Genomic DNA, 14,093 nt, shown 5'->3' on the forward strand with positions numbered 1-14,093 from the left:
CTGCCGCACCTTGCGGCGGTGTGCGGCTGATAACCGGCCCGGGCCCCCCGCCCCGGCGGCCCCCGGGCCCGGGGGGGCAGGGGGCCTGCCCCGCGAGGACGAGGGCTCAGCTCAGGAACGACTCCACCGCTTGCGCGGCGCGGTCGACGCCGCCGTCAGCCCGTACGGTCGCACGGATCTCCGCCAGGCGGGCGGCCACCTCCGCTGATCCCGCGACCTCCTCGACCGTGGAGCGCAAGGTCGCCGATGTGACCTCCTCGGTGGGCAGATGCCTTCCGACACCGAGTTGTTCGAGCATGGCCGCGTTGCCGAACTGGTCCACGGCCTGGGGGATCGCCACGGTCGGCACGCCGAACCACAGCGACTCGACGCATCCGCCCATTCCCGCGTGGGTGATGAACGCCGAGGCCTCGGCCAGTACGGCCAGCTGCGGCACGGTGCGATGCACCTCGAAGCCGTCCGGGAGCGGGCCGAGATCCGCGGGATCGACGTTCGCGCCCACCGCGAGTACCACGTGCCAGTCCGAACCGGCGAAACCTTCGAGACACGCCCGGTAGATGTCGAGCTTGTCGTTGAAGGTGGTGCCGAACGAGACGAGCAGCACCCGCCTGTCATCGCCGGGCGGCGTCCAACCGGTGTCCGCCAGCCGCTGGGGAGAAAGGCACGGCCCCACGAACCGGACGTTCGACGGCACCCGGTCGGCGTTGGGCTGCATCGCGCGAGGGATCAGGGAGAGGGCGTGGTCAGGGTGTGACTGCCAGTCCCAGGCGTCCCGCTCGATGCCGTTGTCGCGGAGCCAGGCGGTGAGCGCCGTGTAGTAGCGCTCGCCCGACTCCGACGTCCGCATCGCGTCGAGGTGTTCGGCCAGATCCTGCTCGTAGCCGTCCCACGCGACGAGCGTGGGGGAAAGCTGCACGGCGGGGATGCCGTACCGTGCGGCCAGCACGGGTGCGGGCAGCCCGCCGATGTCATAGAGCAGGAGGTCGGGTCGGTCGTCGTCGTAGCGGTCGATGAGGTGCGGCAGCACCGCGATCGCCTCGTCGAGGAAGACGTGCATGGCCGAAGCCGGATCGTCCGGCCAGTCGGCCTCGCTGGTCGGGAGCAGCGAGGGGTGGGCGACGATTTCGGCGCCGGTGGGCTCCACCAGCCCGGTCAGGGCCTCACCGACCGCGTAGCTCACCCGGTATCCACGGGATACGAGTTCGGTGATGACGGCCAGCGAGGGATAGATGTGACTCGGCGCAGTGCAGCCGATCATGGCGATGTGTTCGCGCGTACGCATGATGTCCTGTCGGTTCTCGAACGAGGTGTTCCGACGGCGCGCAGGAGAAGACCCGAAGGACAGGGTCGCTCAAAAGGGGCCGCCCGATGGCGGGCAGGCCCGGCGGTCGCGCCGTGTCAGGCTGAGCGCAGGCGAACGAAATAGATCACGCGCGAGAGCCTAACCTACCCGCCCACCTCGCCCAACCGAATTATTGCCGCGGCTTGTGCCTACAACGACTTCTTCCGGCAGTGACAAGGGGTCATCACGCCTGTCGCGTGGATGGCCCCCCTGGCGAAGCCTCTCGATCTCAGCCGCAAAGTCTCCACAAGCACTTTAACGCCATGCTGGAGTACATGATCATGGACGAGATCATCAGCTTCGTCGACGGCCTCGACGGCGTCTTGACTCCGACCTCGATGAGCAGGTCCGCGCCCTGGAGGCGCACGGCGCCGAGATCACCACCGCGATGAGCACGAGCCCCACCGGGCGGTTCCTCTACGCCCGCCACGCCGGTGGGCCGGAAGTGGAGTACGTCGAGTGGGTACCCGAGCTGGTCGAGCGGATCATCGGGAGCTGAGCCCGGCGTGCCGCGTATGACGCGACCCCGCTGGGCGGCCCGAGCGGTGAGCACCTACTGGCGCCGGGGCAGGTCTGGCCGAGCGGGAAGGACGAGGACGGCGCCACGCGGTTGCCCGTGACGGAAGCGGAACCGGGTTGTCGTACCTGCTGGAGGGACAGATCGCCCGGCGCCTGGATCGGCCTTAGGCCGCGGAACGGTTCGCGAGCGGGCGGCGGCGTTGGGAGGTGTCGGCCAGCACCGGCGGGCGCCAGGCACCGTCCGGCTGGTAGGCGTTGGTCCCGGGCGGCACGATTTCGTCGATCCGGTCAAGGGTCGCGTCGTCGAGGATGAGTGAGGCGCCCTTCAGTAGCGCCTCCAGCTGGTTCATCGTTCGCGGCCCTACGATCACCGAGGTGACGCCGGGATGTGCCACGGTGAAGGCCACAGCCAGTTCGGGCAGCGAGCAGCCGATGCCGTCCGCGACCTCCACGAGCTGTTCGACGATGTCCAGCTTGGTGGCGTTCACCGGAAGCGAGGGATCGAAGCGTGCCGGTGTCAGTGCCGCACGACCGGTGGTGAGATCGATGGGCTGGCCTTTGCGGTACTTGCCGGTCAGAAAGCCCGAGGCCAGCGGGCTCCAGGTCAGCACCCCCATTCCCAACCGCTGGCAGACCGGCAGCACGGAGGTCTCGATGCCCCTGGCCAGCAGCGAGTACGGCGGCTGCTCGGTCCTGAAGCGCAGCAGGCCGCGGCGCTCGGCGACGTGATGCGCCTCGACGATCTCCTCGGCCGGGAATGTGGAGCAGCCGAAGGCGCGGATCTTGCCCTGGTGCACGAGGTCGCTCAGCGTGCCGAGCGTCTCCTCGATGTCGGTCGTGTGGTCGGGGCGATGAATCTGGTAGAGGTCGATCCAGTCGGTGCGCAGGCGCCTGAGGCTCTCCTCGACCTCCTTGATGATCCAGCGCCGGGAGTTACCGCTGCGATTCGGGCCCTCGCCCATCTGGAAGTGCACCTTGGTGGCGAGCACGACGTCGTCACGACGGCCGCGCAACGCCTTTCCCACGATCTCCTCCGACTCGCCCGCCGAGTACATGTCCGCGGTGTCGACGAAGTTGATCCCCTGATCGAGGGCTGCGTGGATGATGCGGGCACACTCGTCGTGGTCGGGGTTGCCGACAGCGCCGAACATCATGGTTCCGAGGCAGTGGGCACTCACTTCGATGCCGGTACCACCGAGAACGCGGTAGTGCATGGTCAAACTCCCTTAGTGGTCGCGGGCCGGGGTGATCATGCGGCGTACTCTAGGTTCTAGAGTCGGCCCTAGGGCAAGCCCCTACGGTGAAGGGCATGCCGAAAGTCGAACAGGATCTGAGCATCGGACAGGTCGCCGAACGCACCGGTTTGAGCGTGCATACGCTGCGCTTCTACGAGCGTGAAGGCGTCCTGGCCAATCCCGTAGGCCGTGGACCCGGCAGACGTCGCCTCTACAGCGAGGACGACGTGGAGTGGCTGCGGCTCTGCGTCATTCTCCGTGCCTCCGGCATGCCCCTCCCCGAGATCCGCCAGTACACCGACCTCGTCAGGCAGGGTTCCGGCACCGAGGAAGAACGGCTCGCGCTGCTGCGCCGGCACCGGGAGCACGTGCTCGCCCAGATGGACAAGCTGACCCGGTGCCTGGACCTGATCACCTTCAAGGTCGGGGTGTACGAAGACCACCTCGAACATGGCCCCGCCCAGCAGGGATGCGACGCGTCGTCACTGTCTGAGCAGCAAGAGCAGGATTAGCGCGGTGTGTCACCTCCGCGAGTTGAGGGTGGGAGTACGAATCAGGAGCACACCTCCGCTAAGGAAACGGTTCGCTTCCGTTGGGTTCGTCCGACGAGAATGGCCGCCAGAGGGAGGGGATCATGTCGATGCGGCCGGTGGGGTTCACCACGCTCTGGAGGCCGACCGGGCCGGAGGAGTTGGAGTTGGTGCGCCGGTCGGGGTGGCGCAGGTGGCCGCCGCGGCTGCCGGAGCAGCCGATCTTCTATCCGGTGCTCAACGAGGCGTACGCGGTGAAGATCGCCCGAGACTGGAACGTCCCGCACTCCGGGGTCGGTTACGTCACCCGGTTCCAGGTCGACAGTGACTTCGTCGCTCGCTATCCGGTCCGGCAGGCGGGCGGCAGGGACATCCTGGAGTTGTGGGTGCCCGCCGAGGAGTTGGCGGAGTTCAACGACCACATCGTGGGTGTGATCGAGGTCGTCCACGAGTTCGGGCGGGCTGCGGCGGGATCGTGACACTTCTTCCGGTTCTCGCACCTGCTCGGTGTGGGAGTGAGAACGGCGTGCCGGTGTCGTTTCTGGACGATCCGGTTGGCGAGCGGGGATTCGGTGAGTGTGGGCCGTACCGGCTGTTGAGCGAGGCAGAGCTGGTTCTGCCGATGGCTCGCGCTGACCTTTCCGAGCTCATGGCGAATGAGCTGGAACCCGCTTCTGGGACTGATCACGGACTCCCGAGATGGCGGAGGCATTGACGTGAGGAGCCGAGAGAATCCCGGATGTCATCTTTCACGAGGACATCGGTCAGGTTCGCACCAGGCAATCCCTTTATGTCAGCTCTTCGACCTTGAGAGAGGAGCCGGTTCTGTTGAGGCGTCAATCAGATGCGGCCGGTGCGGGATCTTCTTCAGACGCCAACCTGGCATCCACTCGCTGGTTCTCTGGTGATTGTTCACCTTGAGGTACTTGGGTACCATGGAAGCGAAAGGGGGAAGTCATGACGATGCCTCACCCGGCCAAGCGGCAATCACCGCTGAAAGTCGACCCGGCAACCGACGAGCTGATCTCCCAGGGAGCCCACTTCCTCGGGATGACCAAGAAAGACCTGGTCGCCGCCGCCGTCCGCGTCTACCTGGACCAGCAGCGCGAACAGATCCGCCGCGGGATGATCGAGTCGATGAAGGTCCTGGACGGCTCCCTGTCCTCCAATGTGTCCCTGCTCACCGGCCTGTCGCCCGAACGCATCAACGAACTCGGTGGCACCGGCGACTGGGAGGAATGACATCTCCATGCATCGTGTCCGCCCCACACTGCGTGTCCTCCGCAACGACCTGAAGTCGCCCGTACCATCCGGGCGGACTCCCTGGACACGATCAGCCATCCGCTGCTGGACAAGGCTTCCGAGCAGTTCGCCGATCCCGGCAGCGTGCACGAGCGCATCCGTGCTATCGATGACGTGGTGCTGTTCAAGGTGAAGGTGCAACGCTGGCGTGGAGCCGTATGGACCGATGATCCCGACGCTGAGGTCCCAACATGGATGGTCGCTGCGGGGACTCGCGAAGACGGTTCCAACGATGACTTCTATACCGCTCTGGAAAGCAGCGGAAAAGCGGCCCGTGCCCGTTACAACGCTGAGCATGACAATGCCTTGGCTACCGGCACCTACAGCGGGCATCTCCTGCCCACCCGTGACGACCATGACCGCTACCGGCTCGAAGCGGCTACCAGATTCGCCCTGCGGCTCAACTCCACCATCCGTGATCTCGCGCGTGGATCCCTGCATGACGGCCACGAACATGCCGCTGACTTCTCCGGCTTCCGCCTCGGTGTCCAGGTCCGCGCCGATCACGGTAACGAAACCTATGCGGCGATCCGCATCACCGGTTCCGTCCCGGCCAACCTGGTTGCGATGATCCTGGGTAGGGTTCCCGGCTGCGAGGCAGACGGTTGGTTCCCCGAATACGCGCTGCCCGAACGCGACCTCCTGCCTGCTGAACAGGTCTGGTCCAACATCATGGATCCCAAGGCCGCCGCCGAACTCCTTGAGGAATTCTGATAGTCCCGGGTACGGCGATCCCTTGGGAAGCACGTCAGCGCCATACCCCGTCACCTTCGACGTGCGGACTTCCCGCGTGACCTGGGGCACCGGTCTTCCCTGGTCGCCGCCTGCCTTCCTGACCTCGGGGCCGGTGGCTATGACCGGGGCTCACACCGCAGGTCCCGGCTCCACGGCCGTTCCCAAGCTCGGTACGGAGGCGTTCCTCACCCCGAATCAAAAGAGAGTTGCCCCTCCGTAGCCCAGACACCAGCGTGTGACATCAGGCGGTTACCGCCGAGAAGCCGATCAGCGGTACATGCCGGGTTTGTTGGCGAACACCCAGCGGTTGCTTGCCAGGGCGTCGTTCGGCTCAGGGCGTGGGCCGCGGCCGTGGTGGCGGGTGAAGTCGAAGGGGGTGTGGGTCGCGGTGGACCAGCCCAACTCCCGCAGGTGGCCGGCGGAGTCGGGGCGCGGCTCCCCGTCGAACAGGGCGAGCAGGTCGACGCCGATCTGCTGCCTGGTCGCGACGTAGACGGGGCCGGCGCGGACCTCAGGAGACTCCACCCCCAGCTTGACCTCGAAGGCCAGGGTGCTTCCCTCGGCGCTCAGGTGGTCCAGGGTGTCGATGAGACGCCGCTCGGCGGTCGGCGGGAGATAGAGCAGCAGGCCCTCGGCCAGCCACGCGGTCGGCACCGCCGGGTCGAAGCCCGTGCTCAGCAGCGACTGGGTCCAGTCGTCGCGCAGATCGGCCGCGATCGGGCGGCGGGTGGCCGTCGGGATGGCGGCGAGGCCGTCGAGCACGTGGTGTTTGAACGCCAGGACGCCGTCGCGGTCGATCTCGTAGATGACCCGGTCCGGCGGCCAGCCGAGCCGGAAGGCCCGCGTGTCGAGGCCCGCGCCGAGCAGAACGACCTGCCGGGCGCCCGCGTGGACCGAGCGGATGAGGAAGTCGTCGAGGACTCGGGTGCGCAGGCCGAAATAGCGCCCCAGCCTGCCCCACAGGGGGTTGGCGTCCCCGTCCGGCACCTCCGCCGGGCGGACCGGCCAGGCCGCGGACACCTTGGCGGCGCGTACGAAGTGCTCGGCGTAGGCGTCGCCGGCCAGGGCATCGGGCCGGTGGGTCTCGATCGCCCGCGCGGCGGCGACCATGAGGGCGGTCAGGCCGACGCCGCCTTCGACACCTGGCACGGGTCCTCCTCTCCGGCTGAGGGCGTCCACGGGTGGTTATAGCTGGTGAGGTGGGCGCCGTAGAGAACGGCCATGAAGCGCAGGATGTCCGCGTCCGGCAGGTGCCGGCTGGTGGTGCAGTCGGTCAGCACCGTGATGTGGAAGCCCTTCTGGAACGCGGTCCGGGCGGTGGAGTCCACGCAGACGTCGGTGTACAGGCCCGCGAACACGAGCCGCCCGATGCCGCGACGGACGAGGTGCTGCTCGAACCCGGCGCTGAGGAAGGCGTCGAAGCACGCTTGCTTGGTGAAGACGCGCTCCTCCGGCAGGGGTGACACCCGATGGAACTCCGCACCCCACGAGCCTTCCAGGCACTTGAGCGGCTTGTTCTGTACGCGGTCCCGGCGCCGCCAGCTCGGACCCTGGTGTCCGGCGTCGCCGACGAACCGGACGAAGACCACCTCCATGCCGCGGGCCCGCGCCTGGTCGACGGCCAGCGCGGTGTTCGTCGCGACGGCCTCCAGGGTCGCAGGGGCGCCGGAGTACCGGGCGCGGGCGGTCGGCCCGACACAGAAGTCGTTCTGCAGGTCCACGACGACCAGTGCGGTGGTCATGTGAATTCAGGAAGCCCCCCGGAGCCGGTCTGCCGGCGTGTGTTCAACGTAGCCATCTGGTTGCACCTCCACATCGTGATGGCTGGGGCTGGTCAATGTGGAGCCGGCGGTGCGCGATGCGGCACTTCAAGCTCCAGCCTTCAGGCCGGGGTCGTTGACGGCCGGCTGTCCGGCGGGCTCCAGCACGTCGAGCAGCGCATCCACCATGGCGGTGGTCGAGTGCCGTCCGCCCAGATCCGGGGTGCCGATGCCCTGGTGGCCGAGTGATTCGAGGCCGCGCTCCACCATCCGCACCGCCCCGGCGCAGCCCGCGTGCCGTTCGGCGATCATCGCCGCGGCGCGTACGGTCGCCACCGGGTTGACCGTGTCCGTTCCCGTCAGGTCGTCGGCGGAGCCGTGCACGGTCTGGTACTCGACCAGCCCGGCCACGTCGGGGTGCAGGTAGACGTTCTCGGTGCAGCGGTTCTCCTGGCGTTCGGCGCCGAAACGGTCCAGCAGGACCACGTGCATGATGTCGGCCCACTCGTTGCCCGCGATGATCACCGTGCGGGGGCGCGGGCCGTGCTCGATCAGGTTGCGGTTCACCGTGTCCGGCTGGAACAGGCGGATCTCGACGCCGTGCCGCGCGGCGCTCTCGGCCACCCACTCGTCGAGGGCTCCGTCGAGCAGGTGGAACTTGTACGCCATGACGATCTGGTCGATTCCGCCGTCCGGCCACTGCCGCCGCGCACGCCGGACGGCGAAGGCGATGACCTTCTCGGTGATCTCCCGGCTGAACGCCATGGTGCGGATGAGTGTGCCTGGAGCGTGGCTGTTCTCCCCGGTGTAGAAGCCCTGGGCCTCGTCCCGGACCAGCAGCAGTGACGCCTCCGGGGTGGCGATGGCGTCGACCTTCACCGCCTGCAGACGCTGGCGGACCAGGTAGAGCGACTGGGCGTTGATCGCCGTGCGGAAGATGGCCGGGACGCCGAGAGCGGCCCGCGTGCGGCAGAACTCCGCGTAGTGGTCGGCGTCCTCCCCGGTGAGTTCGCGGATCCGCTCGATTTCGGCGCCGGCCTTCAATGAGGAATAGGAGTGGTAAACCCGTTTCGACCGGGTGACATTGATTTCGACCGAATACCCGTCGGCGACTCTGGTCAGCACCCGCTCGAAGACCGTCGCGAGTTCGGGGCCCGTTCCCCGGCCGACGGCAAGTCCGATGACTGGTTCCACGTGTGTTCCTCTGTCGAAGGCCGGATATGTCAGGCTGCCGTGATTTCGATCAGATCGGCCCACCGACCAGGTGATCGCCCGGAATTCCGGTCTTCTCCGGGTGGTAGTAGTCCTTGATGCCGGCGGCCCAGACCGAGACCATGATCTGGTCGGCGTCCGATGGCCCGAACGCGTCGAAGAGGGCGTCGATGTTCGCGCGCTCGAAGCCGATGGCCGTCATGAGCGCCACGAAGACACGCCGCTCGATGAGTCCGTCGCCGTCCGGGTCGCCCAGCGCGGCCAGCGCCTCGGCGAAGTCGGTGATCGCCGTGTCGAAACGCTCCGGGGAGAGGACGCAGGCGGTGTACTCCTCGAAGCTGATGCGGTTGTCGTCGTTGGCGTCCAGTTCGGCGGCGAGAGTCGTCCAATAGCGCCGGAAAGCAGCCAGCATGGCGGCTTTGGTGGCGTTGTCGGAATCGGGGGCCGCCGCGATGACGCGGGTCGCCATGAGTTCGAAGTCCTCGGCTTCGAGGTAGCCGGTGCCGTCCGCGTCGAGCAGGGCGAAAATGAGCTTTACCCGATCGATGGCTGCTTTCTGCATCTCCTGTTGCCTTTCTTTGGCTGCCGCTCGCAATGAGGGCTGAAAACAGGACTCCGACTGTACACGACCATGCCGGACAATGACCCGGATGTTTGCGACGTGATTGGCGACCAAAGAGGCCAAATGCGACCAATAGAATAATTGCCATTAAACATCAAATAGCCTAATTGTTCAGGCTGTTTGCGTCACTGCTCTGGTCGGTCGTTCACCAGATAGATGGTGTGAAATGCGGTAAGCGCTGGGTTTGGTGATGGCGCTCAGCTGTCCGGGGCCGGGTCGATCGAGGCTGTGGCGGGTGGTCCGCGTGTCGGCGGCGCGTTTGCTCCGGGCGGCCGGGGAGGGGTCGACGATCGGCGGCAGCGGTCCGCGGAACCCGCGATGACGTTCGAGGCCGACCTCGCGCGGTCGCGGAATGGGTGCAGGAAGAGCCACTGCCCGGCGACGAGCGCGGGAGAGGTTGGACGGGCGTGCCGGCGAGAGCTACGCTACTGGTCGTCCATGATGCAGAACACACACATCTGTCGGTTAATTATATCACGAGGAGTTCTGTTGTCAAGCGAGGCGCTGCGTGCGGAGCAGGAGTACGTGTCAATGCTGTACGGCCGCCTCGACGAGCTCCGCGAACACGTCACCGGACGGCTGACCCAGGTGCTCACGACGTCCAGCGGCAACGCCCAGGCACGTGTCGAGAAGGACGCCGCGCACGCCGCCTACGCCGAACGCCTCGCCCGGCTCAACGCGGCCGAGCACGGCCTGTGCTTCGGGCGGCTCGACATGCTCGACGGCGAGCGCCGCCACATCGGCAGGATGGGCATGCTCGGCGATGCCGGGGACGACGGGGACACGACCCCGCTGCTCATCGACTGGCGGGCGCCGGCCGCCCGCCCGTTCTACCTCGCCACCGCGGTCACGTCGGAGGGCGTCCGGCTGCGCCGGCACATCAAGGACCGCGACCGCACGGTGATCGAGGTCCACGACGAGCTGCTCGATCTCGAATCCGCGGCAGGGGCCAGGCACGAGGGGCTGGCGGGCGAGGCCACCCTGCTGGCCGCCCTGAACGCCGGCCGGACCGGCCGGATGACCGACATCGTCCAGACGATCCAGGCCGAGCAGGATCGCATCATCCGGTCCGAGCACACCGGAGTGCTCGTCGTGCAGGGGGGACCGGGGACGGGAAAGACCGCAGTGGCGCTGCACCGTGCGGCCTACCTGCTCTACACCCGCCGGCGGCAGCTGGCACGGCGGGTGGTGCTGGTCATCGGACCGAACGCCACGTTCCTGCGCTACATCGGGAACGTGCTTCCCGCGCTGGGCGAGACGAGCGTGCTCCTGTCGACCATCGGCGGGCTGTATCCCGGGGTGACCGCGGAACGGGAGGAGACGCCCGAGACCGCCGAGGTGAAGGGCCGGTCGGCGATGGCCGAGGTGGTCGCCGCCGCCGTACGCGACCGCGAGTGGGTGCCGGAGGACCACCTGGAGGTGGAGTACGAGAGACAGACGCTGCGCCTGGACCGGCAGACCTGCGAGCGGGCACGCGACCTGGCGCGGGGCTCTCTGTCCCCGCACAACCCGGCCAGGCTGCTCGTGGTCCGGGAGATCAGCAGATCTCTCGCCGAGCAGTACGCCGAACGCGTCGGCACCGATCCGTTCGACGGTGAGCCCCTGCTGGACGACGACCAGGTGGAGAGCATCCGCCGGGAGATGCTCACCGACGAGGCGGTCCTGGCCGCACTCGATGAGCTGTGGCCCGACCTGACGCCGCAGCGACTGCTCACGGATCTGTTCGGCTCCCCGGATCGCATCGCCTCCGCGGCACCGGGTTTCCCCCCCGAGGATCGGGCGCTGCTGCTACGGGAGCCCGGCGGTGGCTGGTCGCCTTCCGATGTGCCGCTGCTGGACGAGGCGGCCGAGCTGCTCGGTGAGGACACCCGGGCGGAGCGGATCCTCAGGGAGTACGAACGGCGTGAGCGGGTCTCCTACGCTCAGGGGGTGCTGGACGTCGCGATGGGTTCGCGGGCCACCGACCTGGAGGACGACCAGGAGGCCGAGATGCTCACGGTCAACGACCTGGTCGACGCGGAGGCGCTCGCCGAGCGGCACCAGGAGGCGGACCACCGCACCTCGGCCGAGCGCGCGGCGGCCGACCGGACCTGGACATTCGGCCACGTGATCGTTGACGAGGCGCAGGAGTTGTCGGAGATGGCCTGGCGGCTGCTGATGCGGAGATGCCCGGCCAAGTCGATGACCGTCGTCGGCGACACGGCGCAGAGCGGCGATCTGGCCGGCACCCTGTCGTGGGGACGGGTGCTCGACCCCTACGTCAAGGGGCGCTGGCGGCTTGAGAACCTCACCCGGAACTACCGGGTGCCGGCTGAGATCATGGCAGTCGCCGCCGATGTGCTGGCGGAGATCGACGCCGGCCTTGAGGCACCCGTCTCGGTACGGGAGAGCGGTGTCGAGCCCTGGGGGCTCCGCGTGCCGCCGGAGGAACTCACCGACCGGCTGATCGAGGTCGTCGCGATCGAGGCCGCCGGGCTGACCGATCGGCGGCTGGCGGTCATCACGCCGGACTCGCTGCTGGAACCGCTCGGCCTCGCGATCGCGGCGGGAGTGCCGGAAGCGTCCGTCGGTGAGGCTCCCGGTGCGCCCAGCCCCGTCGTCGTGCTGAACGTCAGGCAGGCCAAGGGCCTGGAGTTCGACGAGGTGCTGGTGGTCGAGCCGGGCCTGATCGTCGCCGAGTCGCCACGCGGGCTCAACGACCTGTACGTCGCCCTGACCCGTGCCACCCGGCGGCTGGGTGTGCTGCACAGCATGGAGCCTTCGCCGCCGTCGGCCATGCCGCGTGCGCTGGACGCGTGGCTGTTCGCGGAGGACTGAGGCTTTTGGCATCCACGGCCCTGGTCGCAGCAGGTCCGCGGAGGGTGCCGGTCGATAAGAGAAGGCCCCGGGTAAGACGGCGGTCGACCAAGATCCGATGTTCCGGCCGGGAGCCTCGTCGCCGTCTCACCGCAGCCCTGCCACGGCGAACCGGTACGGATCTTCCACGCGATGCCGTTCAGCACCCGGCGATCGTTACTCCCGTCAGGGCGGCTCGGCCGCCCTGACGGGAGTAACTCTCATCGGTCAGTTCATGACGGCGAATCACCCGGACATGATCTCGTACGACCTGGATCCTTTTGACGGCGCACCTTAGCGGCCCTGCAGTGCCTTGACGTTGTCACCGAAGGTCCAGCCCTTCGAGCCGTCCCAGTTGATGGACCAGGTCATCAGCCCCTTGAGGTTGCCGCTGAAGCTGTTCCAGCTCTGGGAGACCAGTGAGGGCGACATGTATCCGCCGCCGGCGCCAGGCTGGGCGGGCAGGCCGGGGACCTGCTTGTCGTAGGGGACCCTGATCGTGGTGCCCTGGATGACCAGCCCGTTGTTCAGGCAGGTGGTCTGGGCGACGAAGCCTTGCACCGTGCCGGCGGAGTAGGAGTCGCCGGCGCAGCCGTACATGCTGCCGTTGTAGTACTGCATGTTCAGCCACCACAGGCGGCCGTTGTCCGCGTACTTCTTGATGATCGGCAGGTAGGCGCCCCAGATCGAGCCGTAGGTCACGCTGCCGCCGGTGACGTAGGCCGTCTCGGGTGCCATGGTCAGGCCGAAGTTGGACGGCATCTGGGCGAGCACGCCGTCGATGATGCGGATGAGGTTGGCCTGGGAGGCGGAGAGCTGGTTGATGTTGCCGCTGCCGGTGAGGCCGGTCTCGATGTCGATGTCGATGCCGTCGAAGTTGTACTTCTTCAGGATCGGCACGACGGTGGCGACGAAACGGTCGGCGACGGCGCTGGAGCTGAGATCGATGCCGGCGGTCGCACCGCCGATGGACATCAGTATCGTCGCGCCTGCCGCCTTGGCCTGGCACATCTCGGCCGGGGTGGCGACCTTGACGGTGGCGTCCATGCCGTCTTCCCACAGCACGGTGCCGTCGGAGCGGATGACCGGGAACGCCGCGTTGATCACGTTGTAGCCGTGCTGGCGAATGCGGGGGTCGGTGATCGGCGTCCAGCCGAAGGGCGGGTGCACGCCGTTGACCGCGCCGTCCCAGTTCTCCCAGTAACCTTGCAGGACCTTCCCCGCGGGCTTCGACTTCACCGGGCACGTCGTGTCACCCGTCGGCGTCGGGGTGGGAGAGGCCGTGGGCGTGGGGCTGACCGTCGGCGTGGGGCTGGCCGTGGGCGAGGTCGTGGGAGTGGGCGAGGGCGTGGCTCCGGGACCGTCGAAGCTGACGTCGTCGGCATAGTACGTGCCCTGGCCGTACCAGCCGTGCAGGTAGACCACGGCGGTGGTCTGGTTGGCCGCGGTGGTGAAGGGGACCGTGAGCTGGCTGTACGCCGAGGGCGAGGAGGTCCAGGTGGAGCCGCCGCCGTTCACGCCGAGGTACACGTAGCCGCCACGGACCCAGGCGGTCAGCGTGTAGGCGGTGTTCGGCTGGACTGACACGGACTGGCTGCACCGGGCGGTATCGGAGGAGCTGGCGGCGCCGGCGAGCGCCTTCGTGCCGGAGCGGGCGGGGGAGGCGACCACGGACCCCAGGCCGCCGGTGCAGGACCAGGGTGACAGGGCACCGGTTTCGAAGCCCGGGTTCGCGAGCAGGTTGGCCGCGCGGGCCGAGGTCTGGATGACCAGGACCCCCAGGGCCGCGAGCAGTAATGAGACGACCAGCACGAGCGGGCGCGGTATTCGCGTCATGTGGATAACCCTTCTCCAGCCCGGAGACCGGGCTTTGGCGGGCGCGGCGCAGGACTGTCGGCCGCGATGATGGGGGGTGCGCGGTCCCTCATTATTGTAAAGAAACTTACCAATTGTCTACGGTGGCTCAGATGCGGGCGCCTCGGCGCACTGGCCACGGCCCTG

At 67.8% G+C, this 14,093-nt stretch carries 13 protein-coding genes; 6 read left to right on the forward strand and 7 right to left on the reverse strand.

Features of this window, described 5'->3' with window-relative positions; genetic code table 11:
- Positions 1-106: 106 nt before the first annotated feature.
- On the reverse strand, positions 107-1,282 hold the full coding sequence (locus ABZU75_RS21300) for a macrolide family glycosyltransferase (RefSeq protein WP_355556738.1): 1,176 nt from the start codon (positions 1,280-1,282) through the stop codon (positions 107-109).
- A 323-nt stretch (positions 1,283-1,605) separates the two neighbouring features.
- Between ABZU75_RS21300 and ABZU75_RS21305 the strand changes: the two genes are divergently transcribed.
- Positions 1,606-1,734 carry a hypothetical protein gene (locus tag ABZU75_RS21305; protein ID WP_355556741.1) on the forward strand — a complete coding sequence of 43 codons (129 nt, stop codon included), beginning with the start codon at positions 1,606-1,608 and terminating at the stop codon, positions 1,732-1,734.
- Between the two features lie 291 nt (positions 1,735-2,025).
- Here ABZU75_RS21305 and ABZU75_RS21310 read toward each other — a convergent pair whose 3' ends face one another.
- On the reverse strand, positions 2,026-3,075 hold the full coding sequence (locus ABZU75_RS21310; RefSeq protein WP_355556744.1) for an aldo/keto reductase: 1,050 nt from the start codon (positions 3,073-3,075) through the stop codon (positions 2,026-2,028).
- Positions 3,076-3,170: 95 nt separating this feature from the next.
- On the opposite strand from ABZU75_RS21310, the gene ABZU75_RS21315 reads away from it, so the two are divergent.
- The 4 genes from ABZU75_RS21315 (at position 3,171) to ABZU75_RS21330 (ending at position 5,642) form a co-directional block, all read left to right on the forward strand.
- The gene (locus tag ABZU75_RS21315; protein WP_355556747.1) at positions 3,171-3,608 is read left to right on the forward strand and encodes a MerR family transcriptional regulator; all 438 of its coding nucleotides are present in this window, start codon (positions 3,171-3,173) and stop codon (positions 3,606-3,608) included.
- 122 nt (positions 3,609-3,730) lie between these two features.
- Positions 3,731-4,105 carry an ADP-ribosylation/crystallin J1 gene (locus tag ABZU75_RS21320; RefSeq protein WP_350916715.1) on the forward strand — a complete coding sequence of 125 codons (375 nt, stop codon included), beginning with the start codon at positions 3,731-3,733 and terminating at the stop codon, positions 4,103-4,105.
- A gap of 478 nt (positions 4,106-4,583) precedes the next feature.
- Entirely contained in the window at positions 4,584-4,868 is a 285-nt protein-coding gene (locus ABZU75_RS21325) for a hypothetical protein (protein WP_355556750.1), read from the forward strand.
- A 144-nt stretch (positions 4,869-5,012) separates the two neighbouring features.
- Positions 5,013-5,642 carry a hypothetical protein gene (locus ABZU75_RS21330; protein WP_355556752.1) on the forward strand — a complete coding sequence of 210 codons (630 nt, stop codon included), beginning with the start codon at positions 5,013-5,015 and terminating at the stop codon, positions 5,640-5,642.
- A gap of 288 nt (positions 5,643-5,930) precedes the next feature.
- On the opposite strand, the gene ABZU75_RS21335 is transcribed toward ABZU75_RS21330, so the two are convergent.
- The 4 genes from ABZU75_RS21335 to ABZU75_RS21350 form a co-directional block, all read right to left on the reverse strand.
- Positions 5,931-6,812 carry a class I SAM-dependent methyltransferase gene (locus tag ABZU75_RS21335; protein ID WP_355556754.1) on the reverse strand — a complete coding sequence of 294 codons (882 nt, stop codon included), beginning with the start codon at positions 6,810-6,812 and terminating at the stop codon, positions 5,931-5,933.
- Positions 6,782-7,405, reverse strand: a complete 624-nt coding sequence (locus ABZU75_RS21340; RefSeq protein ID WP_355556757.1) for an isochorismatase family cysteine hydrolase — start codon at positions 7,403-7,405, stop codon at positions 6,782-6,784. Before ABZU75_RS21340 ends, ABZU75_RS21335 begins: the two co-directional genes overlap by 31 nt.
- Positions 7,406-7,531: 126 nt before the next feature.
- Entirely contained in the window at positions 7,532-8,617 is a 1,086-nt protein-coding gene (locus tag ABZU75_RS21345; RefSeq protein WP_355556759.1) for an isocitrate/isopropylmalate family dehydrogenase, read from the reverse strand.
- A gap of 49 nt (positions 8,618-8,666) precedes the next feature.
- Positions 8,667-9,320 (reverse strand): EF-hand domain-containing protein, encoded by a 654-nt coding sequence (locus ABZU75_RS21350; protein ID WP_355556761.1) that lies wholly within the window; start codon positions 9,318-9,320, stop codon positions 8,667-8,669.
- A gap of 426 nt (positions 9,321-9,746) precedes the next feature.
- Here ABZU75_RS21350 and ABZU75_RS21355 point away from each other — a divergent pair, with 426 nt between their 5' ends.
- Complete coding sequence (locus ABZU75_RS21355; RefSeq protein WP_355556763.1) at positions 9,747-12,074, forward strand: AAA family ATPase; 2,328 nt, start codon at positions 9,747-9,749, stop codon at positions 12,072-12,074.
- Positions 12,075-12,386: 312 nt separating this feature from the next.
- On the opposite strand, the gene ABZU75_RS21360 is transcribed toward ABZU75_RS21355, so the two are convergent.
- On the reverse strand, positions 12,387-13,928 hold the full coding sequence (locus ABZU75_RS21360; protein ID WP_355556765.1) for a glycosyl hydrolase family 18 protein: 1,542 nt from the start codon (positions 13,926-13,928) through the stop codon (positions 12,387-12,389).
- Between the last annotated feature and the right edge of the window lie 165 nt (positions 13,929-14,093).

The sequence above is a fragment of the Streptosporangium sp. NPDC005286 genome, assembly GCF_040607515.1.
Taxonomy (GTDB): Bacteria; Actinomycetota; Actinomycetes; order Streptosporangiales; family Streptosporangiaceae; genus Streptosporangium.